Origin of the sequence: Allobosea lathyri, assembly GCF_900108245.1 — a bacterium.
GTDB classification, from domain to species: Bacteria; Pseudomonadota; Alphaproteobacteria; order Rhizobiales; family Beijerinckiaceae; genus Allobosea; species Allobosea lathyri.
Genome location: NZ_FNUY01000012.1, coordinates 145,798 through 169,421, shown reverse-complemented (window position 1 = coordinate 169,421; position 23,624 = coordinate 145,798). Strand labels below are relative to the sequence as shown.

The 23,624-nt window shown below is 62.6% G+C and carries 22 protein-coding genes, 1 tRNA gene and 1 pseudogene; 10 read left to right on the top strand and 14 right to left on the bottom strand.

Annotated elements, in window-relative coordinates:
* Positions 1-53 precede the first annotated feature (53 nt).
* The 3 genes from C4S73_RS23530 to C4S73_RS23520 all read left to right on the top strand — a co-directional run bounded on the left by C4S73_RS23530 (position 54) and on the right by C4S73_RS23520 (position 4,255).
* A complete protein-coding gene (locus C4S73_RS23530) occupies positions 54-518 on the top strand; it encodes a hypothetical protein (RefSeq protein ID WP_146071476.1) in 465 nt (154 codons plus the stop codon).
* Between the two features lie 699 nt (positions 519-1,217).
* Positions 1,218-1,436, top strand: a complete 219-nt coding sequence (locus tag C4S73_RS23525) for a hypothetical protein (RefSeq protein WP_103875018.1) — start codon at positions 1,218-1,220, stop codon at positions 1,434-1,436.
* Between the two features lie 86 nt (positions 1,437-1,522).
* The gene (locus C4S73_RS23520) at positions 1,523-4,255 is read left to right on the top strand and encodes a bifunctional acetate--CoA ligase family protein/GNAT family N-acetyltransferase (RefSeq protein WP_103875017.1); all 2,733 of its coding nucleotides are present in this window, start codon (positions 1,523-1,525) and stop codon (positions 4,253-4,255) included.
* 44 nt (positions 4,256-4,299) lie between these two features.
* Here C4S73_RS23520 and C4S73_RS23515 read toward each other — a convergent pair whose 3' ends face one another.
* From C4S73_RS23515 to C4S73_RS23500, 4 genes are all read right to left on the bottom strand, one after another.
* Positions 4,300-4,689 (bottom strand): DUF779 domain-containing protein, encoded by a 390-nt coding sequence (locus C4S73_RS23515; RefSeq protein ID WP_103875016.1) that lies wholly within the window; start codon positions 4,687-4,689, stop codon positions 4,300-4,302.
* Positions 4,690-4,691: 2 nt separating this feature from the next.
* Positions 4,692-5,723: an alcohol dehydrogenase AdhP gene (adhP, locus tag C4S73_RS23510; protein WP_103875015.1), complete on the bottom strand. Its 1,032-nt coding sequence runs from the start codon at positions 5,721-5,723 to the stop codon at positions 4,692-4,694.
* 160 nt (positions 5,724-5,883) lie between these two features.
* Entirely contained in the window at positions 5,884-7,401 is a 1,518-nt protein-coding gene (adh, locus tag C4S73_RS23505) for an aldehyde dehydrogenase (RefSeq protein WP_103875014.1), read from the bottom strand.
* A 151-nt stretch (positions 7,402-7,552) separates the two neighbouring features.
* Positions 7,553-8,518 (bottom strand): GAF domain-containing protein, encoded by a 966-nt coding sequence (locus C4S73_RS23500; protein WP_103875013.1) that lies wholly within the window; start codon positions 8,516-8,518, stop codon positions 7,553-7,555.
* A 344-nt stretch (positions 8,519-8,862) separates the two neighbouring features.
* Between C4S73_RS23500 and C4S73_RS23495 the strand changes: the two genes are divergently transcribed.
* From C4S73_RS23495 to C4S73_RS23485, 3 genes are all read left to right on the top strand, one after another.
* Entirely contained in the window at positions 8,863-9,123 is a 261-nt protein-coding gene (locus tag C4S73_RS23495; protein WP_103875012.1) for a DUF6455 family protein, read from the top strand.
* A gap of 497 nt (positions 9,124-9,620) precedes the next feature.
* On the top strand, positions 9,621-9,806 hold the full coding sequence (locus C4S73_RS23490) for a hypothetical protein (RefSeq protein ID WP_103875011.1): 186 nt from the start codon (positions 9,621-9,623) through the stop codon (positions 9,804-9,806).
* Positions 9,807-10,276: 470 nt separating this feature from the next.
* A tRNA-Leu gene (locus C4S73_RS23485) sits at positions 10,277-10,361 on the top strand.
* Positions 10,362-10,685: 324 nt separating this feature from the next.
* Here C4S73_RS23485 and C4S73_RS23480 read toward each other — a convergent pair.
* Positions 10,686-11,594, bottom strand: coding sequence for a LysR substrate-binding domain-containing protein (locus C4S73_RS23480; RefSeq protein WP_103875010.1), 909 nt, complete (start codon positions 11,592-11,594; stop codon positions 10,686-10,688).
* 522 nt (positions 11,595-12,116) lie between these two features.
* On the opposite strand from C4S73_RS23480, the gene C4S73_RS23475 reads away from it, so the two are divergent.
* Both C4S73_RS23475 and C4S73_RS23470 read left to right on the top strand, forming a co-directional pair.
* Positions 12,117-12,611 (top strand): flavin reductase family protein, encoded by a 495-nt coding sequence (locus C4S73_RS23475; RefSeq protein WP_103875009.1) that lies wholly within the window; start codon positions 12,117-12,119, stop codon positions 12,609-12,611.
* A 249-nt stretch (positions 12,612-12,860) separates the two neighbouring features.
* Positions 12,861-13,835: an NtaA/DmoA family FMN-dependent monooxygenase gene (locus C4S73_RS23470; protein ID WP_103875008.1), complete on the top strand. Its 975-nt coding sequence runs from the start codon at positions 12,861-12,863 to the stop codon at positions 13,833-13,835.
* A gap of 73 nt (positions 13,836-13,908) precedes the next feature.
* Here C4S73_RS23470 and C4S73_RS23465 read toward each other — a convergent pair whose 3' ends face one another.
* The 6 genes and pseudogenes from C4S73_RS23465 to C4S73_RS23435 all read right to left on the bottom strand — a co-directional run bounded on the left by C4S73_RS23465 (position 13,909) and on the right by C4S73_RS23435 (position 17,686).
* Complete coding sequence (locus tag C4S73_RS23465; RefSeq protein WP_103875007.1) at positions 13,909-14,454, bottom strand: S26 family signal peptidase; 546 nt, start codon at positions 14,452-14,454, stop codon at positions 13,909-13,911.
* A 30-nt stretch (positions 14,455-14,484) separates the two neighbouring features.
* On the bottom strand, positions 14,485-14,613 hold the full coding sequence (locus C4S73_RS28965) for a hypothetical protein (RefSeq protein ID WP_280177618.1): 129 nt from the start codon (positions 14,611-14,613) through the stop codon (positions 14,485-14,487).
* A 376-nt stretch (positions 14,614-14,989) separates the two neighbouring features.
* On the bottom strand, positions 14,990-15,301 hold the full coding sequence (locus C4S73_RS23460) for a DUF736 domain-containing protein (protein WP_103875043.1): 312 nt from the start codon (positions 15,299-15,301) through the stop codon (positions 14,990-14,992).
* A 991-nt stretch (positions 15,302-16,292) separates the two neighbouring features.
* Positions 16,293-16,577 carry a hypothetical protein gene (locus tag C4S73_RS23450; RefSeq protein WP_342210590.1) on the bottom strand — a complete coding sequence of 95 codons (285 nt, stop codon included), beginning with the start codon at positions 16,575-16,577 and terminating at the stop codon, positions 16,293-16,295.
* Positions 16,578-16,636: 59 nt separating this feature from the next.
* Positions 16,637-16,840 (bottom strand): annotated as a pseudogene (locus C4S73_RS23445) (DUF2958 domain-containing protein); the annotation flags it as partial.
* Positions 16,841-16,933: 93 nt separating this feature from the next.
* Complete coding sequence (locus C4S73_RS23435; RefSeq protein WP_103875005.1) at positions 16,934-17,686, bottom strand: ImuA family protein; 753 nt, start codon at positions 17,684-17,686, stop codon at positions 16,934-16,936.
* Positions 17,687-17,919: 233 nt separating this feature from the next.
* Between C4S73_RS23435 and C4S73_RS23430 the strand changes: the two genes are divergently transcribed.
* Positions 17,920-18,774 (top strand): TIR domain-containing protein, encoded by an 855-nt coding sequence (locus C4S73_RS23430; protein ID WP_103875004.1) that lies wholly within the window; start codon positions 17,920-17,922, stop codon positions 18,772-18,774.
* Positions 18,771-19,310 (top strand): hypothetical protein, encoded by a 540-nt coding sequence (locus C4S73_RS23425; protein ID WP_103875003.1) that lies wholly within the window; start codon positions 18,771-18,773, stop codon positions 19,308-19,310. Before C4S73_RS23430 ends, C4S73_RS23425 begins: the two co-directional genes overlap by 4 nt.
* 11 nt (positions 19,311-19,321) lie before the next feature.
* Here the strand turns inward: C4S73_RS23425 and C4S73_RS23420 are convergent, their stop codons facing one another.
* From C4S73_RS23420 to C4S73_RS23415, 3 genes are read right to left on the bottom strand one after another with little or no spacing between them, the layout of a single operon-like run.
* Entirely contained in the window at positions 19,322-22,315 is a 2,994-nt protein-coding gene (locus tag C4S73_RS23420; RefSeq protein ID WP_244595746.1) for a DEAD/DEAH box helicase, read from the bottom strand.
* Positions 22,233-22,856, bottom strand: coding sequence for a hypothetical protein (locus C4S73_RS28805; RefSeq protein ID WP_244595745.1), 624 nt, complete (start codon positions 22,854-22,856; stop codon positions 22,233-22,235). The genes C4S73_RS23420 and C4S73_RS28805 overlap by 83 nt, the downstream gene beginning before the upstream one ends.
* Positions 22,846-23,616 (bottom strand): Hachiman antiphage defense system protein HamA, encoded by a 771-nt coding sequence (locus C4S73_RS23415; protein ID WP_103875002.1) that lies wholly within the window; start codon positions 23,614-23,616, stop codon positions 22,846-22,848. Before C4S73_RS23415 ends, C4S73_RS28805 begins: the two co-directional genes overlap by 11 nt.
* Positions 23,617-23,624 lie beyond the last annotated feature (8 nt).

Here is a 23,624-nt window from a genome sequence, read left to right as displayed (position 1 = left end):
CAGCAACGCTCTCAGTGGCTCCTAGAACTCGGCAGCGGAAGGAGAGCCTGGAGGTGACGCGACTAGTATTCGATAGGGCACTCTGCCTGGACGAGGACAGCCTGCGCGACATCATTTTGGCGTTTAGTGAGGGACTGCGCGCCCACAGCAGGTTGCGCAATCTGCTTAACCGTGTCGTGGGCAACCGCTGGTGTGATTTTGAGGTTGGTCTCGAACATTTTCTCACGGCACTCATCGCACGAACCGGCGATCATGGTGGTGGCCTAGTGGCGTTGTACGAAGCGTTTCCAGCGTTGGCACCGGAGCATGTGACCGATGCCCGTGACCTCTTCATGGAAACGGCGCTGACGATCCTACCCCTTCACGCGGCCGCATCCTTATCTGAGCTCGCCGACAGTGTCTGCGATCTGGCTCTACGCGCGCTCTGCCCGGAGACTGGAACGGCCATTACAACGCCGCTGGCTTGCCGGATCAGGGAGGCAGAGGAAGCTCTGCGGATCGGAGCTAACCTGAGATAGGTGGCCTTCGTCGCCGGGTGGCTGGCTCGATACCCGCTCATTTACTGCTGATCTTGCACGACATAGTCAGCAAGATGAGCGGATTGAACGACCCATCGCTCGGCAAATAGCGCTCGGTAAGTTCATTGGGCATCTCCGCCGTACTCGGATTAGCGAGACGCCTGGGCCCATCGGCTCGTCGATCTGGCTCGGGCGCCGCAGCAGAGACGCCTGACGTGCTCTTTGAGGAGTTCGATCGGGCGCTTGTGGGTACGCCCCTGGCCCGCAGTTCAGCGCTCCCGCTCGCACGCTGCACCCGGCGCAGCGGGGCTCGGCGCAGCGGGGCTCGGCGCACTCTCGCCGGTGACGATGGCGCAATCGAGCTCGGCCCCCCGTCGTCGACTTCGTCATCGACGAGGACACGCTCGCCCGCAGTAAGCGCGATGCGCATGCCGGACTCGATCTCCATGACCGAAAGATAGTCGCGGCCGCCGTCGCTCCTGACGCGCTGCCAGCTCCTGGCGGACAGCGACAGACCGGGCAGGGCAGGACAGGACCGGCATGGCTTTAATGCGAGGAATCGGAGTCACTATTCGTCGAGTAGCGGCCAGCCCTGTAGCGGCGGTGGCATGGCTTGATGTGGCGCAAAGTGAGCAGTCAAACTTGTAGTAAGATCAGCGGCACCTCTCCCATCGTCGACATTTGTAACCGGAGGCGGCTATGAAAACGACAATCGAGCGCGGACCGGAATCCTGCAGGTCGGATCCCCCGGCGTTCACGATCGAGACTGTTGAAGACTACGAGCTCGCAATTCGGCGCATCAAGGCGCTCTCCGTGCAGGACGGAAGCAGTTACCGCGAGTCGGTAGCGCTCAAGGACGCGATCCGCATCTGGGAAACCGAGCATGCTGGTGCGACCGGGCCTGAACGCTCGGCATGAATGGCGCCGTCCGCGGCCTCTACGCGAACGGTGCTCGCGGTGAGCGCGGCCCGCGTGATCTGGCGCTCTCAAACCGGTAGCCGCTGATGAGCATACGGAACTTTGACGCCCTCTTCGATCCTGGCGCGATCGCGGTAATCGGTGCGAGCAATACGCCCGGCTCCGTCGGATCAGTCCTCGCCCAAAACCTTTATGGCGCGGGGTTTGCGGGACCGATCATGGCCGTCAACCCACATGCATCGGCGATCCGCTCAGCACTGAGCTATCAGTCGGTCGCCGAACTTCCGGTCACGCCGGATCTGGCGGTCCTCGCCACGCCGGCCCGGTCCGTGCCGGGCCTGATCGCGGATCTCGGCCGCCGCGGATGCAGGGCCGCCGTTGTCATTAGCGCAGGTTTCGGCGAGGCCGATCAGCCGGCGGGTTTGCGCCAGCAATTGCTCGACGCGGCCAAGCCTCACCTCTTGCGGATCATCGGGCCAAATTGCCTGGGCTTCATCTCGGCGCGACGTCGGATCAACGCCAGCTTCGCCCATCTGACCCCGCATCCAGGCAATATCGCACTGGTCAGCCAATCCGGCGCCATCATTGCCGCGCTGCTCGATTGGGCCGATCAGCGCGGCATCGGCTTTTCCCATGTTGTCTCGCTCGGCGACATGAACGATGTCGATGTTGGCGACATGCTCGACTATCTCTGCGGCGACGCCACGACACGCTCGATCCTGCTCTATGTCGAGAATGTCACCCATGCGCGTAAATTCATGTCCGCAGCGCGGGCGGCAGGGCGAACCAAGCCCGTCATCGTGGTGAAGGCCGGGCGCAGCGCCGCCGGAGCCAAGGCCGCGCTTTCGCATACGGGCGCGCTCGCCGGCGCGGATATCGTCTATGACGCTGCATTCCGCCGTGCCGGGCTGCTGCGTGTGTCCGAGCTCGACGAACTCTTCGCCGCAGCGGCAATTCTCGCGAGCGGAGTCCGAGTTTCCGGCGAGCGGATGGCTATCTTGACCAATGGCGGCGGGGCGGGTGTCCTCGCTGTCGATGCGATCACCGCAGGCAGCGGCACAGTCGCAACACTCGATCCCGCGACGATCGCGCGGCTCGACAAGCGTCTGCCGGCCGCCTGGTCGCGCGCGAACCCGATCGATATCCTTGGCGACGCCACTGGCGAGCGGTATGCGAGTGCGCTTGAAGCCCTGCTGGAGGGGCATGAGAGCGACGCCGTCCTCGTCATCAACTGTCCGACGGCCGTCGCGGACGGTGTCGATGCTGCGCGAGCGGTTGCGTCCATTGCACAGAACCATCAAGGCGTGCCGGTGCTGACCAGTTGGCTCGGAGGGCGTGTTGCGCAGCGTTCGCGCGCGATCCTGTCACAGAACAATCTGCCGACGTTTGAGAGCCCAGAAGAAGCGGTGCGAGCCTTCGGCTACCTCGCTGACTTCCGCCGCAACCAGGCGCTGCTGCTTGAAACCCCGGCAGCCGGCGTCATGATCGCTCAGGATCGGATCAAGGACGCGCGGAAGCTGTTCGCCAGCGTACGCCGAGACAAGCGCTCGGCCCTGACAGAAGCGGAATCCAAGCAGCTCCTGACTTGGTTCGGCATCCCGACCGTAAGGACGGTAACGGCTTCCAGCCCCGAAGAGGCGGCGCGAGCCTTTCCGGCCATGAAAGGCCGCGCCGTTCTCAAGATCCTCTCTCCCGACATCACGCATAAATCGGATGTCAGCGGAGTGGCCCTCGATCTGAGCTCTGCTGAAGAGATCGAGGCTGCCGGGCGTGCCATGCTCGCAGCGGTTGCTGCAGCCCGGCCCGAGGCGCGGATAGCCGGTTTCACGCTTCAGCCGATGATCGTGCGCCGGCACGCGCAGGAGCTCATTACCGGCATTGCCCAGGATCCTACCTTTGGGCCGGTGATCCTATTTGGCAGCGGCGGCAAGGCGACAGAAATCGTCGGCGACCGCACCATCGGCCTGCCGCCGCTGAACTCGGTGCTGGCTCGCGACATGATCGGAGGAACGCGGATCGCCAGGCTGCTCGCCGGGTTTCGCGATGCACCAGCGACACCGCTCGAACCGGTAATCGAGGTGCTGCTGCGATTGTCGGAGCTGGCAGTGCTGCTGCCCGAGATCCGCGAGCTCGACATCAACCCGCTGCTGGCCAATGCCGAGGGCGTCATTGCGCTTGATGCGCGAGTGGTGATCGCCGAGCGAAAATCGGATGGGGCGGGCCTGTCCGTTAGCCCCTATCCGCGGGATTTGGAGCACGCGATCAGTCTCGACGACGGCACGCTCCTACACCTGCGTCCGATCCGGCCTGAGGACGAGACGGCGCTCGCCGGCTTAGTCGCGCGCTGCGCGCCGGAAGACATCCGGATGCGCTTCTTTGGGCCACTAAAGGGCTTTCCGCACGAACTGGCGGCGCGGCTCTCGCAGATCGACTACGATCGCGAGATGGCCTTCATCGCGGTCGAGCCCGGAGCCGAGTTCGGCACCGGCCCGATCTTCGGCGTGGTCAGGATCGTCGGCGATCCGGAGCGTGAGACGGCCGAATTCGCGATCCTGGTCCGGACCGACATTAAGGGCCGCGGGCTGGGCTCTCGCCTGATGAGCGAAATCATCGGCCATGCCCGCGAGAAAGGCTACCGGACCGTGTTCGGCCACATCCTGCGCGAGAATCGCGGCATGCTACGCATGGCGGGCGAGCTCGGCTTCGACATGACGTCCGATCCGCAGGATATGGCAATCGTACGCGCCACCCTGGCGCTGCGGGTCGACGATCCAGACCCACTCGCTTCTCGGGCCGGACACGATCAGGCGGTGCATTGATCGCCGTAGCCGATCGCCTCCGAGTAGGCGCGGCCAGGATTGAGCTATCGCGCGCCGATGCCGCAAAGCCCGGCGGTCGCGACAACGCGCGAGCGTGTCAGGAAGCGCCGCTCCGTTCCGTTGTCTAGGGAGAACATTCCGCCGCGGCCCGGCACGACGTCGATGACGAGCTGAGTATGTCGCCAAACCTCGTATTGCTCGGCGCCGATATAAACCGGCGCACCGCCGATCTCGCCGAGCAGGACGTCGTGATCGCCAACGATGAAGCCGCTTCGGGGGTAGCACATTGGGGACGAGCCGTCACAGCAGCCACCCGACTGGTGGAACAGGACAGGGCCGTATCTCTCCGTGAGTTCCGCAATAAGCGAGAGCGAGGCAGGCGTCGCCGACACCTTGGGCGCGGCTTCCGCCGCTGGAGACCTCGGCGCTGTCACGGTCAGGCAGCCATATCGAGCACGATGCGGCCCTCGATCTGGCCCTTGTGCATGCGTTCGAAGATATCGTTGATGTCCTCGAGCTTCGCGGTCGTGATCGTCGCCTTCACCTTGCCGTCCGCGGCGAAGTCGAGCGATTCCTGCAGGTCAAGGCGGGTGCCGACGATGGAGCCGCGCACGGTGATGCCGTTCAGAACCATCCCGAAGATGTCGAGCGGGAAGCCGCCGGGTGGTAGCCCATTGAGCGCGATAGTGCCGCCGCGGCTGACCATGCCGATCGCTTGCTCGAAAGCCTTGGGGCTGACCGCGGTGACCAGCACGCCCTGAGCACCGCCACCCGTTTCGCGACGGATCGCGGTGCCGGGATCCTCGTTGCGAGCATTGACGGTCACCGTGGCACCGAGGCGGCGGGCGAGATCGAGCTTGGCGTCGTCGATATCGACCGCCGCGACGTTGAGCCCCATCGCCTTGGCATATTGCACGGCCATGTGGCCGAGCCCGCCGATGCCGGAAATCGCGACCCAGTCGCCCGGCTTGGTGTCGGTGACCTTGAGGCCCTTGTAGACGGTGACGCCAGCGCAGAGCACGGGCGCGATCTCGGTGAATTCAATATTCTTTGGGAGATGGCCGACATAGTTCGGATCGGCGACGACATAGTCGGCGAAGCCGCCATTGACCGAATAGCCGGTGTTCTGCTGGCTCTCACACAGCGTCTCCCAGCCGCCGAGGCAGTGCCGGCAATGGCCGCAGGCGGTGTAGAGCCACGGCACGCCGACGCGGTCGCCTTCCTTCACGTGCTTGACGCCGGCACCGACCGCCGAGACATAGCCGACACCCTCATGCCCCGGGATAAAGGGCGGGTTCGGCTTCACCGGCCAATCGCCCTCAGCCGCATGCAGATCGGTATGGCAGACACCCGAGGCCTTGATCGCCACCTGGATCATGCCCGGACCGGGCTCGGGGATCGGCACTTCGTCGATGGTCAGCGGCTTCCCGAACATCCGCACCACTGCGGCCTTCATCGTCTTTGCCATGGCTTGAGCCTCCACTCGACAAGTTGGGCCGGAGCGGCCCGGAAAACGCGTCCGGGCCCGCGGCCGTCATAGATGCATGTCAGGTTGACCGCTTCCTGGGAGCGAGCCTTGATGCAGCGCATGCTGCTTTGCGATGCGCTTCCCCTCCCAGAGGAGACCGTCAGAAGAAGCCGAGCTTCTTCGGCGAGTAGCTCACCAGCATGTTCTTGGTCTGCTGGTAGTGGTCGAGCATCATCTTGTGGTTCTCGCGACCGATGCCGGACTGCTTGTAGCCGCCGAAGGCGGCATGGGCCGGATATGCATGGTAGCAATTCGTCCAGACGCGCCCGGCCTGGATCGCCCGGCCGAAGCGGTAGGCGCGATTGCCGTCGCGCGTCCAGACGCCGGCGCCGAGACCGTAGAGCGTGTCGTTTGCGATCGAAAGCGCCTCCTCGTCATCCTTGAACGTCGTCACGGCGACGACCGGGCCGAAGATCTCCTCCTGGAACACCCGCATCTTGTTGTGGCCCTTGAGCACAGTTGGCTTGACGTAATAGCCGCCGGCAAGATCGCCCGGCAGCTCGCTGCGCTCGCCGCCGGCCAGGATTTCGGCGCCCTCCTGGCGACCGATATCGAAATAACTCAGGATCTTCTCAAGCTGTTCGGAGGAGGCCTGCGCCCCGATCATGGTTGCCGGATCGAGCGGATCGCCCTGCTTGATTGCCGCCACGCGCTTCAACGCCTTCTCGATGAAGCGGTCATAGATGCTCTCGTGGATCAGGGCGCGGCTCGGGCAGGTGCAGACCTCGCCCTGGTTGAGCGCGAACATGACGAAGCCCTCGATCGCCTTGTCGAGAAAGTCGTCATCCTCGGCCGCGATGTCCTTGAAGAAGATGTTGGGGGACTTGCCGCCCAGCTCCAGCGTCACCGGGATGAGGTTCTGGCTGGCATATTGCATGATCAGCCGGCCGGTGGTGGTCTCGCCGGTGAAGGCGATTTTGGCGATACGGTTGCTTGAGGCCAGCGGCTTGCCCGCCTCCAGTCCGAAGCCGTTGACGATGTTGAGGACGCCGGGCGGCAGGATGTCGCCGATCAGCTCGGCGAGGACGAGGATCGAGGCCGGGGTCTGCTCGGCCGGCTTGATCACCACGCAATTACCGGCGGCGAGCGCGGGCGCGAGCTTCCACACCGCCATCAGCAGCGGGAAATTCCAGGGGATGATCTGGCCGACGACGCCGAGCGGCTCGTGGAAATGATAGGCGACCGTGTCGTGGTCGATCTCGGAGATGCTGCCTTCCTGCGCCCGGATCGCGCCGGCGAAATAGCGGAAGTGGTCGACGGCGAGTGGCAGGTCGGCGGCGGTGGTCTCGCGGATCGGCTTGCCGTTGTCCCAGGTCTCGGCCATGGCGAGCAGCGCGAGATTATCCTCCATCACCTGGGCGATCCGGTTGAGCAGCACCGCGCGCTCGGCGGGACTGGTGCGCCCCCAGGTATCCTTGGCGGCATGGGCGGCGTCCAATGCCGCCTCGACATCCGCGGCGTCCGAGCGGGCGACCTCGCAAAGCAGCCGCCCGTTGACGGGCGAATGGTTCTCGAAATAGCGCCCGCTCGCCGGCTGGGCCCAGCGGCCGTTGATGAAGTTGCCGTAACGCGTCTTGAATGGGGTGGCAGATGCGCGAATGAATTCGGGCTTGTTCATGTTGTTTCCTCCTGATTGCGCCTGTCTTGGCAAGCGAGGGAGGAGGATCGGCGCAGACATGGCGGTTGTCAGGATGGGCTGCGCCGTTTGCAGAACCGACCTGTCGCAGGATTGCGACAGGTCGGCCCACAAGAATTGCAAATGGAGGCCGTCAGCGTCCGCGTTCGAGCCCGAGGCGGACGAGCTTGCGGTGCATCGTCGCCCGACTAACACCGAGCAGGCGAGCTGCGGCGGACACATTGCCGCGTGCCCGGGAGAGGGCCCGCTGCACCGCGCCGCGCTCGGCCACGCTCAACTCCTCACTCGGCCGGGCCGCAACACCGATCAGCAGGTCCTCGGCCGGGAAGGGATGCGCGAGCTGTTCGTCGGTCAATCCGTAGGCGAGGCGCGCCGCGCGGCTGGCGCCGATGACGAGGTCCTCGCGGTCGACGGCGAGGAGGCCGCCGCTGCCGCGTTCGGTATCCTGTCCGCAGACGATGCGGGCGTGGCGAAACGTGTCGCGGAAATGGCTGGCCTCGATGCGATGCGCTGCCTCGGCGGTGGCTGCTGCGATCAACTTCAGCAGAGCGGGGGTCAGGTCGGATCGACAAGTCGAGACGTCGAGCGCCGCAGCGAGCTTGCCCTGCGCGTCCCAAACCGGGGCGACCGTGCAACTGAGCCCGATATTGCGCGTCAGGAAATGCTGATCGCGATGGATGGTTAGGGCGCGGCCTTCGGCGAGGCAGGTGCCGACGCCGTTGGTGCCTTCGCTCGCCTCGTTCCAGACCATCCCAGTCCATAGGCCGCGATCGAGGAAATCGGCATCGTCGCCGGCGACGCCGCGCCGGTCGAGCGGGACACCGTCGCGATCCGTGAGCAGAACGCAACAGCCGGCCTCTCCGACTGATTGGAAGAGACGGTCCAGGGTCGCCTGAGCGAGGCGCATCAGCGCTTCGACGCGCTGGAAGGCGAGCTTGAACTCGCCCTGATCCAGCCTGCGCGGAGGCCGGGCATGCTCGGGATCGAGCCCGTATTTCATCAAGGAACGCGACCACGACGCAGCGACGGCGGATTGGGCTGCCGAAGCTCCATCACTCAAGGTCGAATAAATCCGGTCGGCGTGGTGCGTCCCGCCCATCGCAGATACCCGTTTGCGCCTCGCTTCCGCACTCTCTGGAACCGGATGTGCCAAGCGGGCCACCGGTCGCGATGCGGTAGAGGCATTTCCGACCGCACTCACGATAAAGTCAATTACGGCAAATCACTGAGGCGGCAAGCGGCCGCTCGACATCGCTGGCTCGCGATGCGCCGGAATGAACTTTGGGCAGGAGCCGTCCTAGGGTGGAATCCAGGTTCGGGCTGCCGGAAGCTTGTTCCAGATCAAAGCAGCATCGGGCCCGCTGGCTATTATTCATCGCGCCGTCAGAGTCAGCCTTTCGTTCGAGCGATCGAACGAAAGGCATCCAAGCCAGGGGAGCTGCCATGTATCGCTGGATTACAGGGCGTTTCGCGCGGCAGGCGCGGTTGATGGGCGCAATGATGGAGCGCCTCGGGGTGACGCCGGAGGCCGCGGCCAGTCGCGGTCGCCTCTACGACGCTGCCAACCGGCGCTGCCTCTGGTGCGATGCCCACCGCAGTTGTGGAAAATGGATCGAGCAGAACCGCTCCGCCGAGGGCGGCCCGGGATTCTGTCCCAATGCGCGGTTCTTCGCAGACATCGGGCGGGGCGGCGCGGTACGCTGAGCCGTGGTAGGCGGCGCTGCCGCGGAATGCCCTGGGCAGACGAACTCGTAAGCACCGCCGGTGCGACCTTCGCAACTCAGGACAATTCCTGAATGCCAGGATCGCGCCCGACACTGTAGGAGACGGCTCGCGCGACCAAGTTTGCGCAGATCCGACGAGAGCGGCCGAGAAGGAGCAAACATATGGGCCCAGCGCCCCACGAATCTGAAGGGGAACCGTCGTCTGATCGGACGGCGTCGGCACAGGCCTGTTCGTACCAAGCTCGGGGAGCGGCGGGCGTGCCGCAGCCTGCCGGCCGCGCCCGCAAGCAGAGCGCAACGAGCAGCCTCGTTCTTGATCGGCGGGCACCGCGCCATGCCGTCGGCTGGATGGCGATGTGCCTTGAGATCTGATGTCGCGGCTGCGATTCCTGCAGCCGAAGCTTCCTTGATCCAGATCAACATCCTGGATGGCAAGCCGTTAAGCGCAAGCGACTGCGCTTGGCGGGGAGGAGCATAGTGACGCCGTTTATCGTGACGAGCGAGGACGAGAGGCAGGCAGCGCTGGAGCGGCTTGTGCTCCTGGCCGGGTTTCCGGCCGGTTCGCCTGAGGCGGCCGAGCATCGGGCGCTGCTCGAGGCGGTGGCATTGTTCGAGCAGGATAGGGCCAATCGCGCCGATCGACCGAACGATCCGGACTGCTGACCGCCGCGAGTCCATCCGACCCCATCCTTGACCGTCGCGACCGTTGCGTTTCACTCCAACCGTGCTGGACAGGCCGGCCGCCATAATCATTGCGACGTCGGCGCCCGCTGCATAAGATGGAGTTGCTCGAGCGCCTTCTGGCTGCGCTGCGCAAAGCGGGCATGCCAGAGTCCGGATCGCGCCAGATCGAGACGATACACTCGCCGATTTGGGCATCCGCTTCACACATCGGCGGTTGAAACCTGCAGATCCGCTCTCGGTCACTTCCCGCCACGGAACAGCTGCGGCGTGAGAGAGCGGGTGCAGCATAGGAGCGGCGAGCAGTCTCCAATCCTTGGGAATTCATGGTCGTTGTCGCGATGCCGTCTAAGGACCACAGAGAACCTCGCCACCCTAGCGTTCTCAGTCCAAGTGCCATATAGGAGCGAGGACTTACCCTCGAGGCGCATTGCACGACGGGTTCGCACCGTGCGGGTGTGGTGGAACTGGTAGACGCGCCGGATTCAAAATCCGGTTCCGAAAGGAGTGTCGGTTCGATTCCGACCACCCGCACCACCTTCAATTTTGCCGATCGGCCCCCTTGGTTGCGAGGACCCGCAGCTTTCCTTGCCTTGCAATTCAGGTGGGATGACGATCAGCAGATCGAGGTGATTTACGAGGGAGGCGCGGCGTCGCTTCAGTACGGAAACGAACTGCGGATCAATGAGTGTCGCTTCGAGCTAGGCGAGCCGATGTTGTCGCTCGCCTCGATCGACGATTAGAATTCATCCTCATTCAGTGCTCAGGATACGCTCCCGAGGGAGTTAACTCGCGCTCAAATCCGGTAGCCTGCTGCCCAGCGAAATGGGCGGCCCCCACGGAATCCTCCTTTCAGGTGTCCTACGGTTCTTGCGAGCTTCTTAGGGTGGCAACCTCCTCCTGCAGCAGTTTCATTGTTTCCGCAACAATCGAAAACTGCACTCTGTTAGCCGGTAGTACATAGGCGAATTCAAACGGAATTGAGGGCCGCAGAGGTCTTATTTCGACACCGTGTGCCTTCGCGTCTTCTGCGGCAAAAGGATCGACAATCGCCATCCCCAATCCCGCGCTGACCATCGCGCAACCAACGGTGGCTTGCGCTGATTGGGCGACGATGTGGGGGCTTACTTCATGGGCGGCAAACATTGCGCTGAGGCGAAGGTTCATTACCGTCTGCGAGATGGAAATGTACGCTTGGCGCGCGAAGTCCCTTGGCTCCAAGAAATGTTTGGCTGCCAAAGGGTGATTGCGGGGCAATGCAACAACGAACGGTATGGATTCAAGCGCCACAACAGAGACTAGTGGGTGTTCGGGAATGGTTCCGGCTAACCCCAAATCGCACTTATCGCTAGCGACCCACTCAACCACTTCTTCCGAGTGGACGCTGTTTATGGAAGGCGTGCAACCTGGAGCACGCGCAATTAGTTTAGCGACCATCCTGGGTAAGAAGCCATTCGCAATGCCCGGAAACGCGGCGATACGAATAGACTGCACGGGCTCTTGCCGCAGTTCGATCGCCAATTCCATGATCCGGTCAAGCCCGGTGAACAGCCGCTCCACCTCGGCGAAGATCACATTGGCTTCGCGAGTAGGTGTAATGCCGGATCCTGTCCGCTCGAATAATTTCAGACCTGTGGTGAGCTCAAATTCTTTGATCAGGCGACTGACAGCGGGCTGCGTTAAATGGATCATAGACGCGGCGCGGGTGATACCGCCAGTTAACATGACTGCTCGGAAGGCCGAGACTTGCCTTGGGCTGATTGTCGGCATTTTGCCCCTTTTCGATCAAAATTATTCACGGCGCCATCAGCGCTCTCGAACGGAAGTTGGCTGCTGAGATTGCTCCGCGCATACGTCCACCCGGATTCGCGCTGGGACGCAGTCAATTTTCAGGCGGCCAGCACGCGAAATATATGCAGGGCCACGCCGAGCGACACAATGGTTGTCGGATCAGAATTGGTAGCGAAACGCCCCGGAGAAGCACCGTTTTTACAAATTGGAGAAGGTTCACTCCGGCCGTCAACGCGTCAATTCCGATCATCAGGTTTTGGAATGGCCACCCGTCATAATTCGATTAGACCCTGCAAAATCACCATTGTACCTTTTGCCTATTACAGCTGAATAGTTCAGCTTTTTCTCCGTCAAGCGAAAGACGTCGTTGATGACGGAAAACCTGTGCGAAGCGCAATGGAACGAGATACTGCAGAGCCGTACGTATCATGTCGGCGTTCGTAGATAATATGAGGATCTATCGGGGTTCAGCAACTGGACCGTATACAGCAAGGGGTTTCGATGTCTTTGTACACAAAAATCGAAGTTGCGGGTCAATTCCGAAACGCAATGCGTGCACATGCAGCAAGCGTTACGATCATTACAACATCGATAGATGGACAGCGTTTTGGTATGACCGCGACAGCTGTAACCTCCTTAACAATGCGGCCTCCGGCGCTGACAATCTGTGTCAACCACGACGCGTCCATACATCGGCCGCTGCTGGCGCGCGGGTTATTTGGAGTCAACATCCTGCGAGCCGGAGACGCCGAGTTCTGTGAGCGGTTTTCGAAACTGCCTTCCGCGGACCGTTTCTCTATTGGGTCTTGGGTGGACGACGAGAACGGCATTCCGATTCTGTCGCGAAGCCAGGCTTCAGTGAAATGCCGGGTCGGTCCATCCCTCGAATTCGGCAGCCATTCGATCATTGTGGGAGAAGTCCTCGAAGCGCTTGTTTCACCCGATGTCGCTCCGCTGCTCTACGTGAGCGGCAAATATCGGTCCTTGCATCCATAGTGCACCCGAGGATGGCGGCGTCGAATATCGAGGCTATCGGGAACGGTGAAGCTTGCAGAAAGCCGTGGATGCTTGATGAGCGCCTGACAAGTCCCGCCACACGCGACGATTAAGACCACACAACACGCATTCAGGCTCATTCTGGCAACCCAGATGAAGATCTCGGGCGACCACTAATTCTGAGCGTCTGGAGGACAGGCGCATAAAATACTTCACATGTAGCAAAATGCGTTCGAATTGGAGAAAGATATGGCGGAAGCAACGAGAAAAATGATTCTCGGACTGTCTTTGCGGTACCTCGGATACCATAATAAAGCGTGGCGTCATCCGACTACGCCGTCGAATGGTTCAACGAGTTTCTCCTACCATCTGCAAAGCGCGCAACGCGCTGAGGCTGCCAAGCTCCACATGATCTTTTACGCGGATGGGCTCGCTATTCGCGCGAAAGACACCCCCCCGGGATTTCTTGTGCGAGACATGAAGAATGTGGACCTGGATCCCTTCACTCTTCTTCCTGCGCTAGCGGCTCGGACCGAAAGGATTGGCCTGATTGCCACTGCCTCGACGACCTACAACGAGCCCTATCATCTCGCGCGACGAGTCAGCACGCTCGATCACATTAGCAACGGCCGCGCCGGCTGGAACGTCGTCACCTCTTGGTCTCAACAGGAAGCGTGGAATTTCGGGCGGGAGGAGCATCTAGGCAAGGACGAACGCTATGAACGCGCCGAGGAGTTCGTCGAGGTCGTTTTGGGTTTGTGGAACAGTTGGGAGCGGGATGCCTTCCTTCACGACAAAGAAACCGGCATCTTCTACGATGAACGCAAGCTTCATATTCTCAACCACAAGGGCAAGCACTTCAGTGTGAGGGGTCCGCTTACGTGCCCCTACTCACCGCAGGGTCGACCCATTGTCGTTCAAGCGGGCGGCTCGCCGAAGGGGATGGCAATCGGCGGAAAGCACGCGGACGTGATCTATGCGAACTACCCGACGATCGAGGACGCAGTGAGCGGCTACCGCTCACTTAAGACCCAGGTAGCCAACTACGGGCGCGAACCTGATCACGTGAAGGTTCTTCCCGGAATTGCGATTTTTACCGGCACCACCCGCCAGGAAGCTCAAGACAAATTCGACGCACTTCAGGCTCTTGTAGATGACGTCTCTGCGCTTGGGTTGAGCACCACTGCAGCGTCGATGACCAGGCTGCGGATGTGCCCGGTGTAGCCGGTCTTGGTCTTCTGGAATGCGCCGATATTGGCCATGATGTTCTCCTTCGGTGGCAGTGCGGTGAGAGGGATCAGCGGGTCCGCGCACGCCAGACGAAGCGGCCGTCGCCGTCCTCGTCGGTGAAGAGCGGAAGGGCTCGGCCGATCACGGCCGCAGCGGGCAACGGGCCGAAATAACGTCCGTCGAAGCTGTCGCTGACGCCGCGGTTCATGAGGAAGAGTTCGCCCTGAGCGATGGTGCGGCAGCCTCGCCAGACGAGCAGTTCGCGGCCCATCCGGTCGCGTTCCAGCGCGTCGCCCATCTCCACGCCATCGACCGTGACGGTGCGCCCAGTGCGACAGACGCGCTGGCCCGGCAGTCCGAGGACGCGTTTCAGAAGCGGTACGCCAGGGCCGACATAACCGCGCCCAACCATGAAATGGGCGAGCGGCGCCGGTGGCATGACGGCAACGAGCTCGTGCATCTCGAGCGCGTCCGCCGGTGTGGTGGTGTAGAAGCCGACCGGTGCGCTGGCGGAGGCGTTCCAGATCAGCTTGATCGGCATCGGTGTGATGGCGGGAACGCAGACGCCAAGCGCTCCGAGCACGGCTGCGAAGAGGAACCCGGTGCGCTTCATGGCGCGATCCCTCGACGCTTCAGCCAGGCCTCATGGCGCGAGGGCGTGTAGGCAGAACCATTCCGACGAAACCCGACCGACGCGCTCGCCGCGCGAGATGTCGACGCGAAAACCCGTGTTGACCGGCTGGCTGCTCTGGCTGCTGCTGATGAAGTTCATTGTCCTGATCCTTTCCCGTTGCTGCCGGAGGCATGTCCCCCGACATGCCTCCCGGGGGCGCGTGAGCGCGCAGGGATGGGAGGGGACAAATGCCGGCGAGCATGGCCGGCCTGCCAGCGTGAGCGGGACGGATTGGCGGGTGTCGGTGAGATGAAGATCAGCGCCCGTTCTGCGAGCCGGCGGGCCTGCCAGTGCGTAGGCGGCGTTTGAGGGGGAGAAAGGGAAAAGTCCCCCTTGGCTTCCCCTTCGGGATCGGCAAGGCGTCAGCCGCAGCCGATCAGGACAGAGCGCGCGCAGCGCTCCATATCTCTGAGGACGGCGGCGGACATGAGCATGGCAAAGCCCCGCTTTCGCGGGGCTCGGCCGGTGACCTGTCCTAGTTGGCGGCGCGGCGGCGCGACCAGATCAGCGCCAGTCCCTCGCCTTCCGTCTCGACCAGGCTCGCATAGATCGGAGCGGGGAAGCTCGGATCGTCCAGCTTGACAGAGAGGTAGTCGTTGCCCTTGGCGGAGCGATCCTTCCAGGCTGCTCCGAACTCGGTGGCGCCGGCGAAGATGCGGAAGGCCGGTCCCTTCTCGTTGTCGGCCTCGGCGGGGGTGAACTTCACCGCCTTGACGTTGAGGGTGAGGGTCTTGACCGAGCCGGTGAAGCCGTCGTCGGTGCGGATGAAAGTGCCGATGGTCGCCATGATGTGAGTTCCTTCTGCTGATCGGACCGCGCCCATCGCGATCTCGATGATGGTCGACAGACCGGGGACGATCGGCCCGCACCCCATCGGGGCCGCAACAATGTGGAGGACGGCCGGCGACAGCTTTTTTGCTTCGCGATGCAAAGCCGAAGGCGGCGGAAAAAAGCTGGCGGCGGACGTTGCGGGTTTAAGAGCGAGGCGGCGCTTGCGTCGCCGGTCTTCGGTCAGACCTGATCAATCGAGACCGCAATGGGGTGGTTTACTCAGTCGATGAGATGGAGCTCACGTCATGGCGACCACCGAACAGCGCTTCTCTCGCCCGCACCGATGATGGTTTCGCTGGTTCCCCTCGCAGTCCAGTCTCCGACCCTCAACGTCATGGCGGTGGCATTCGGTGCCAACAGTCTTCAGGACGACAATGAGAAGGGACCTACCTTTCTCATGGTTCCCTCCATGCACCATTGTGTCCGCCGTCGCGTGGAAGGCAAAGGCCCGTCTGACAACGGCAACCCTGCCGCTCTGCGTTGGCAAGCTGGACGATTCCGGCTTCCTCGCCTCGATTGGCTGGGGAGCGAGCCTGATCGAGACGGAAGGCGTGGATCTTGTGCTGGCCCTCTGTCTCCTGCGACCTGTCGCCACCTTGGACAGGCCATTGCTCGCGCTTCGTGAAAGCGCCGGCTTTTTTCGGCGAGATGGCCGTCGCCGCTCTTTCTTCGTCAGGGATTGATGCCCGAAGGGTGAAGACCCGCGCAGCGCGGCTTCAGCGCAGCCGAAAGCCCGGCCCGCAGGGAGACGCCCAAGACTACAGCCCTTGCACTGACCCTTTCCGTTCGGACGCTACCGGCACGCGGTGCGCATCAATGATCCTTGCGGAAGATGGATCAATCGGCGAGCCGCGCCAGCGCCGAACAGCCGACAGAAAACCCGCCCGCGACGCAGAATATTTGCCGCCAGGTGTCGGAGGGAACGGCTTCGCGCGTGACGCCATGGATCAGCGCATAGCCCGCCACGGCGGCGGGGCGGCGAAGATCAAAGCCACGGCGAGACGCAGGGCCGGCGCGCGCAGCGTGTCGAACAGCCATGCAAGAAACCCGAACGATCCGATGCCAGCGACGAAGCCGACGATGCCCGCGCCGATCCATCCGGCTCCCGTGTCGTAGGCGAAGCGCGCGGCCTCGAGCGCCAGCATGAACGGGAGCGCGAAGGTCGCAAGACGGTAGGCGAGAACGCAGAGCATGATGATCAGCGGAACGATCAGAAGAATGGCGGCGATCATCGTGGGCCTCCAGCGCTAGCGATCCGGCGGGTTGGGCCGACGACACGCCGGATCGTGCTTCAAGTGACGATCCTCCCGGCATGGCGAGCGATCTTGGCGTAGGTCCTGAGGCGGTGTTCGGCCCTGAAAGGCATGTCACGCTCGACAGGTAGGCCGAGCATGCCGCGTACATCCTCGATCTCGCTCAGCATCAGATAACCCAACTCAGGACTGCCAAGGCCGAGATCACACAAGCCGAACAGTCTGACGTCAGAGCCTTCGGGATGCCGACGCGCAGGCCGGCGGCCTGGGCCGCGACGTCCGCCGCGACCACGACCCGCCTTCTCCCGTCATGGCCTATCAGGACGAGAGGCGCCTCAGCCGGAGGCGCCGTGTCGCCAGCCTTCCTGCGCACGCGATCTGTCGACCATGTGGGCAGGAAGAGCGAGACAACCCGTGTCATCGCACGCCTCCAGTTCGAAATCAGCACTCTCGCCCGCGCGGGCGCGGATCAACTCAACAAGCCAGCGATGCCGGCCGACGCCCGGAACGGGCAAAGCGGGTGAAGGCAGGGCCGAGACCCGCCAGCGGGTCATGGCGGCGGTCGGCTGGCCGAAGTCGGTCGCCTCGGTCTGTCGGCGCCAGCGTCGGAGCGCCAGGCCGATGGCGCCTGTGCCTTCTGCGGCGAGCTGCAGGCGGCGCGAGGCGGTCATGGAAAGGCGGCCGATCTCCGCAACGATGGCTCCCAGGCCGCCATGGCGCAGGCCTTCCTCGACACAGGCCAGGACGGTCTTGTCGTCCCCGGCCTCGACATAGATCACACGGTCTGGCGGAAGGCCGGCCTGCGCCAATGCCGGAGCAAAGAGATCGGGACGTGTGAGGCACCACAGCACCTTGCCCTTGGTGCGCGCGGCGATGCCGGCGGCGAAGAGCGCGGCGGCGGCACCGTCGATCGCGCCGTTACCGCCGCCCGCGATTTCGTGCAGCGCACCCAGCGCCAGGCCCTCGCCGGGGAGTCGGGAATCCACCTCGGCGATTCCAAACGGAAGCACCGATTTCACACGCCGGCTTCTGCCTTCGATCTTCTCGATCTGCGCGCGCAAAGACTCTATGGCGGGCTCGGGCCGCAAGCTGCTTGTTGACCTCCGGGAACGGGTTCGGCATCATGTTCTGTATTTGTTCTAATTTCTAGGCGCCAGAGTCAAGGCGGATTCCGAGCGGCAGTGAAATGCTCTGCCCACGGGCGGCTAGGATGCAGGGATAGTCAATCTGGTGTAGCCGTTGAGGGTCGTGGATAGATACCGCTACGCTAGCGCGAAATATTAGGGGTTTGGCCGATGCAACTGCCTCTCGGAATGGATCGATGACGGAGGAGCCAATCGCCGGCACAGATGGCCGCAAATCAGTCTTCGTCAGCTATGCGCAGCAGGACAGGGCTACTGCTCAGTTACTGGCCATGAGGCTGCAGGACGTGGGCATGGACGTTTGGCTGGACACGAGCGTTCAGCCCGGCGAGGTCTGGCGGGACGTTGTCGATCGCAAGCTCGGCATGAGCGACTATTTCATTGCCCTGATTTCGTCCGCCTCAGTGAACTCGAAGCACTTCCACGAGGAGGTGCTGCGGCGCGATTTCATCCGCGGATTAAGTGACAGGTCGATCCCGATCATCCCCATCCTGCTCGACGATGTGGAGGTGCCGCCTTCAATGCGCGACATCCTCTACCTAGATTTCCGCGCCGACCCGAGGGCGGCGATGGAAAGGCTGGTTGCAACGCTTGCACCAGCGATCGACATCGATTTCTCAGTTCTCTCGCCATATCAGTTTGAGGAACTCGTTGCAGATCTGCTCGCCAGTCTTGGCTACGAAGCCGAGCGTGAAGTCGTCGTCCAAGGTCGGAATTTCGATTTCCACCTCACATTCACGCGGTCTGACCCATTTGGTGGAAGCATCGCGGAAGACTGGCTCATCGAGGTCAAGCACTACAGTTCGGGCCGCCTGAGCGTCGCGGTAATCACGGAATTCGCCAATTTGGCGACACTGATGCGTGATCAGAAGACGCAAATTGCACTTGTGACTAGCAGCCAGGTCACGTCGGCTGCCAGAGAGATTCTTCGGCAAGCACCGCTTCGCTTAGTCGAAGGTGTTGAGCTGAAGCGAATCCTACTCACGCGACCAGAATTGGTCCGAAAGCATTTCGGCGGCCAGCGCATCAAATGAGCACGCCGAACGACATTCGCGCGCGACTTCGCGCTTGCAAGGCCGGGCACGGTGGTTGGAAGGAGTTTGAGGACGCCTGCGTCGAGGCGCTGACTTACTTATTCGTTCCGCCGCTCGCGAGGCCGCTCACTCAGCCGAGAAGCTATTCGGGCATCGATCGCCGGGATGCGATCTTCCCGAACCGCAATCATGAAGGGGTAGGAAATTGGGCTCACCTCTACAAAGAACTTGATGCACGTATGATCCTATTCGAGTTCAAAAACTACGACACCAGCGAGGTCGGTAAGGACGAGGTCAACCAAACCCGAAATTATCTCACTAAACCAATGGGACGGCTAGCGGTGCTATGCACCAACAAGGGTCCCGAGCGGCAGGCGCACATCAAACGCAATACGATCTATAGCGAGGATAAGAAGGTCATACTTTTCGTTACGCCGACCGATCTAATTGAGATGATCGCGATCAAGGAGAGGGGTGAAGATCCATCCGACTTGATCCTCGACCTAGTCGAACTCTTCTACGTCCAGCACGAGTGAGCGGTCGGTCTTCATCCGTTCGCCTGACCGAGCCAGAGATCGTCAGGTCCCAGATAGCTGATGTCGATCTGCCCAATCTCAGGAGCGGTTGTCGCGCGAACTAGGCCGCGCCGTCTCGGATTGAGTGGATGGTTTAATACCCCCAGGACAAGACCGTCGGCGGAGAGGACATGCGGTTGATCATTCCGGTGATGGAGCGCTATCGGCGAGCCCGGTGGAGCCGGCGCCCCATGCCAAAGAACGGTGGCCCTGTAGCGCCGCTCCGACCAGGTCCGGTTGTCCCGCGGCGCGAACTCCTCGGCAAACTCGATCCACAGGGCCCTCGTCTCAGGTGTCGGCCAGTCCGGCTGAGCCGCGAGGACCGCGACTTCGGGCGATCGGAGCCACGCCCTTAATTCCTGCCCGGTCGTGAATGTGGCGCCAGTGTCGTTTACGGCCTTGATCGCGGCCAAGCGCGAATTGAACCCGGCCTGCATCAGGATCGACGCAGAGCGGTTCATCGTGCCAGTCTCGACGGCCGGCAATGCCAGACCAAGTTCATGGTCGTCCAGAGCCAGGCCCATCGCACCTACTACGTCGCCGTTCGCGGCCGCCCGGACACGCAACGCCTCCATCGCCCAAGGCAGACGATAGACGAGGCTGCCTTCGATGAATTGCAGCGCGTCGCCCTCATGCGCGGCGACCAGGGCGGCCAAGGGCTGCCCCAGGAGCCAACAACGCAGGATGGCGCGCCAGTCGTTCGGAAACGGATCGGGAGCGAATGGATAGAAGGCAAACACACGCTCGGCGATGCCCGTGATCGCTTGGATCGCCGCCTCGCCGTCGCCCATGAGAAGGGCGGCGTTCGCCTGAACCAGCAATATGTTGGCTTCCGCAGCGACCGCATCGAGCGATTGGCCGGCTTCCAGGCCGAGGCCAGCGAGGAAGTATCCCCGGCGGGTCGCGGTGGTGGAGTTGGCCCAGATATGACGGCTTCGGACGAGAAGCGCTGACTTCAGGGCAAGGCGCGACGGGTCATTGAGCCGCTGGAGCCTGCGTTGCCAAAGCGAAGATTGCAGGATCGCGTCGAGGGTGGGTTCAATTTCAGCGTCAGGGACGTCGGCTTCACCGATCAGGCTCAGGATCGCAGTGTCGAGCGTCGCGAGATGCCGTTCCCAGTCCTTTCGCGCGCGTGCGCTGTCGTCGGGCTCCTCTCCGGCAACTTCCGGAAAGGTCCAGGCCGCGGCGTTGTTGACCACGTATTCGGTTAGCTGATTGAGGTCGCCCCCTATGCGCTTATGCATGCGCACGAGCAGCAAGCTGAGGAGCTGGACTAGGCCGCTTTCCATTTCGCGCGCGCCTGGGTTCTCAATCAGTTCGACCCACTCATTATGCTTTCTGTTTCGCCGATCCTCGAAGATCGGGAACAGGACGAGGCCCTCGACATCTACATAGGCGCGGCCAGCGCGGCCGATGACGTTCTTGAATTCCGATACCTTGATCTTTTCGCCATGACGATAAAGCGAGTGCATGACGATGACCGTCGCGGACAGGTTCAGGCCTTGCGCGAGGGTGGGCGACGAGATGGTAACCTTCAGTATTCCGTCACGGAGCAAGCGTTCCACCTCCTTCCGAAAGGCCGTGGGTAAAGCTCCGTGATGGAGGGCCACGCCGAGGCGGAGGCATTTGAGAATGTCGCTATTGTTGCCCAGCCATTCTTCTCCCAGCGCGACTGCCGTTTGAAGGGCCGCAGGGTCGATCGCGAGCAATGATCGCAACGCGCCGCGCTCGTGCAGGTCGACGATCACCTTGGCGAACGGTTCCACGCTGCGACGCTGCGGGCAGTAGATGAGCACGGTCTGGCCGTCATCGACGAGCCGCCAGGCAGTAGCGAGGCTCAGCTCCTGCTGGTTGTCCGGAAAGATTCGCGTGCGCTGCCGCTTGGGTCTTATGAAGAGCTGCGGGACAGATCCGGTAAGGAAGCGCGGCACGAAAGGACGTTCGTCGCCGACGCGAAGGTTCAGGCGTGCGGTAGGACTGTTCCAAACCACCTCCCCGAAACGCAGTCGGGTGGGGCGCCAATCGTTCTTGATCGGGCCGCCCGGCTGGTCGCGTCGCAGCCACGCGGTGAAATCCTCCAGTTGATCGCCATCGGGCAGAATCGCTGAGAGACATACGATTCGGCGCTGGTCCGCATCGGGACGGCGAAGCAGCCGCTGAATCTGCACCTCGTATCGGACCTCCCGCTCTCCTGGTCCGATCATGTGTCCTTCATCGAACACCAGCAGACCAACATCATCGAGCAGCGTGGGATCGTTTCGCAGCGCGAAGTCAATTTTCTCGGGGGTTGCGACGACGATGTTTCGCTCGCGGATCGCATCCTCATCGAAGTCGGAAACTCCGATGCTGCCGTAGAGCGCGGAGATCGTCTTGCCGAGCGGACCAAAGGTTCGCTGCAGGGTCGTCTCGGTCTGGGCCGAGAGAGCCCTCAACGGTGTGACGAAGACTACGCGTCTTCCTGCAGCCAGACATCGGAGGATGCAGATCTCGGCGATGCGAGTCTTGCCGGCGCTCGTTGGAAGCGAAACTACCAGGTTGTCGGATTGGTCAACGGCGCGGGCGGCAGCGTCGATCTGCGATGGCCACAGGTCGATCTCCGCCTTCGGCCGACGCCCGAGCGAAGCGATGAATAGCTCGCGCAGTGCGGGCCACTCTGCCGCGCCGCCGCCCGTTGGCAGGAAAGGGAGCTTCTCGTGGAAGGTGTTCGACCACAGGTCGGAAAGCAGGTGAATCGCTACGCGATGCGCCCACCATTGCGGAAGCAGATTAAGGTCCGCACAGATGCTGAGGTTCTCACGCAGGCGCGAAATTGCGAGATCGACCAGCGGCCTCTCGCCTCTGTCGAGAGCCAGCAGGAAGGTGGCAACGGCGCCGAAAAAGTTGTCAGTTAGGGCCAGGTCCAACCCCTCGAGAAGGTAGTCGTGGCCGTCTCGGTCGGGCTGCGCGTCGGGACTGGCCTGTGCCATCCGTTCTTGAAAGAGCCCGGTGGATCCGTGCGTCCGATCCACGCCCTTCCATGCGAAACGCGTAGACTTCGGCGCGTAGCGCGGTGATGTCGCGCCGCATCAGGAAAGCCAGCGCTCGTTCGAGCGGCGAGAAATTCTCCTCGCTGGCGACGACGGCGAGCAGGGAATACGCGCGCGCCGAAAGATGGGCGAGATGGTAGCTCGCGGCAGCCATGATAAAATGGAAGTCTCGGTCCGACTCGCCGCGATTGCCTTTGGCCATGACCGCCTCAAGGGCGGTTGCCGCCTGGACGAACGCCAACCGGGCTTGGGCCGGATCACCATCCATTTCGAGTAAGCGCAGGCCGAGGCCGAGGAGGCCGTACGCGTAGCTGTGCAGATCGAAGCTGAGCTGAGGCGCAAACGCCGGCGCGCCGGGTGGAAGGACGCCATTCCGCCAGATGATCGCGCGCGCCTGGCCCTGGGCGATCAGGCGGCCTCGGAACCCGGCTGCGGCCGCATCTGCGATAGCTGCGGTGATGGTGTCAGGGTTAGTTGGCATCTGCGATCACGCGGTCGTAGACGGCACCGATGAAGGCGGCGTGGCCGTCGACGTGGAGGCCGACGCCCCATTGGCTGATCGGTCCGGGATAGGCTTGGAGCGACTTGGTCAGCAACGCCTGCGGTGCGTTGCCGGAGAACGTAAAGAGCAGATGCTGCACGCTATCGAGGGGGATGCCGTGGCGCACGAGGGCGTCGTCGATTGCGTCAACCAATGGCAGGTCGGCCAAACCAAGCAGTCGTGCAGCGATGAAGGACAGTGCATGCGCAGATGGCCTGCCTTCATCTTTGTCGAGCCCCGCACGCGCCTCTGTGAGCGTCTGTGCCCGAAGGTCGATCCGGCTTTTCGCCTCGGTTTTCAGGAAGCGTAGTCGCTGTGACGCCGGGTCGAGGATCATGCCGATCACGTCGTCGCCGCGCATTGCCATGTTACGGTGATCTTTCCACCGCAGGCGCTTGATCGGGGCTTGGTATCCGCTGTGCGCGTTGATCCACTCGGTAGCGTAGATCTCGCCTAGGTCGCCCGACCGGATCTGGGGCGTCTGGGGCAAGAGCCCGGTAATCAACTGAGCGGCGCCAGCTTTCCCCAGTCGCGCTAGGGCATGAGCGATGCGTTCTTCGGCCGCATAGTGGACGGGCACAGCCGCCGCAGAAAGCTGAACTCCAGTGGCGGCGTCGGCCACTCGCCCCCTCATAACCCGAACATGATGGTTGCCGACTGGCGTATCGGCCGAGTCACACCAGTCGTTGAATTGGACCATGCGTTCCC

What these genes read in the sequence shown, in the direction of transcription:
- C4S73_RS23525 (WP_103875018.1), top strand. Translation starts at nt 1,218, where the DNA reads ATGAAAACGACAATCGAGCGCGGACCGGAATCCTGCAGGTCGGATCCC.
- C4S73_RS23520 (WP_103875017.1), top strand. Translation starts at nt 1,523, where the DNA reads ATGAGCATACGGAACTTTGACGCCCTCTTCGATCCTGGCGCGATCGCG.
- adhP (WP_103875015.1), bottom strand. Translation starts at nt 5,723, where the DNA reads ATGGCAAAGACGATGAAGGCCGCAGTGGTGCGGATGTTCGGGAAGCCG.
- adh (WP_103875014.1), bottom strand. Translation starts at nt 7,401, where the DNA reads ATGAACAAGCCCGAATTCATTCGCGCATCTGCCACCCCATTCAAGACG.
- C4S73_RS23500 (WP_103875013.1), bottom strand. Translation starts at nt 8,518, where the DNA reads ATGGGCGGGACGCACCACGCCGACCGGATTTATTCGACCTTGAGTGAT.
- C4S73_RS23495 (WP_103875012.1), top strand. Translation starts at nt 8,863, where the DNA reads ATGTATCGCTGGATTACAGGGCGTTTCGCGCGGCAGGCGCGGTTGATG.
- C4S73_RS23480 (WP_103875010.1), bottom strand. Translation starts at nt 11,594, where the DNA reads ATGCCGACAATCAGCCCAAGGCAAGTCTCGGCCTTCCGAGCAGTCATG.
- C4S73_RS23475 (WP_103875009.1), top strand. Translation starts at nt 12,117, where the DNA reads ATGTCTTTGTACACAAAAATCGAAGTTGCGGGTCAATTCCGAAACGCA.
- C4S73_RS23470 (WP_103875008.1), top strand. Translation starts at nt 12,861, where the DNA reads ATGGCGGAAGCAACGAGAAAAATGATTCTCGGACTGTCTTTGCGGTAC.
- C4S73_RS23465 (WP_103875007.1), bottom strand. Translation starts at nt 14,454, where the DNA reads ATGAAGCGCACCGGGTTCCTCTTCGCAGCCGTGCTCGGAGCGCTTGGC.
- C4S73_RS28965 (WP_280177618.1), bottom strand. Translation starts at nt 14,613, where the DNA reads ATGAACTTCATCAGCAGCAGCCAGAGCAGCCAGCCGGTCAACACGGGT.
- C4S73_RS23460 (WP_103875043.1), bottom strand. Translation starts at nt 15,301, where the DNA reads ATGGCGACCATCGGCACTTTCATCCGCACCGACGACGGCTTCACCGGC.
- C4S73_RS23450 (WP_342210590.1), bottom strand. Translation starts at nt 16,577, where the DNA reads ATGATCGCCGCCATTCTTCTGATCGTTCCGCTGATCATCATGCTCTGC.
- C4S73_RS23430 (WP_103875004.1), top strand. Translation starts at nt 17,920, where the DNA reads ATGACGGAGGAGCCAATCGCCGGCACAGATGGCCGCAAATCAGTCTTC.
- C4S73_RS23425 (WP_103875003.1), top strand. Translation starts at nt 18,771, where the DNA reads ATGAGCACGCCGAACGACATTCGCGCGCGACTTCGCGCTTGCAAGGCC.
- C4S73_RS23420 (WP_244595746.1), bottom strand. Translation starts at nt 22,315, where the DNA reads ATGGCACAGGCCAGTCCCGACGCGCAGCCCGACCGAGACGGCCACGAC.
- C4S73_RS28805 (WP_244595745.1), bottom strand. Translation starts at nt 22,856, where the DNA reads ATGCCAACTAACCCTGACACCATCACCGCAGCTATCGCAGATGCGGCC.
- C4S73_RS23415 (WP_103875002.1), bottom strand. Translation starts at nt 23,616, where the DNA reads ATGGTCCAATTCAACGACTGGTGTGACTCGGCCGATACGCCAGTCGGC.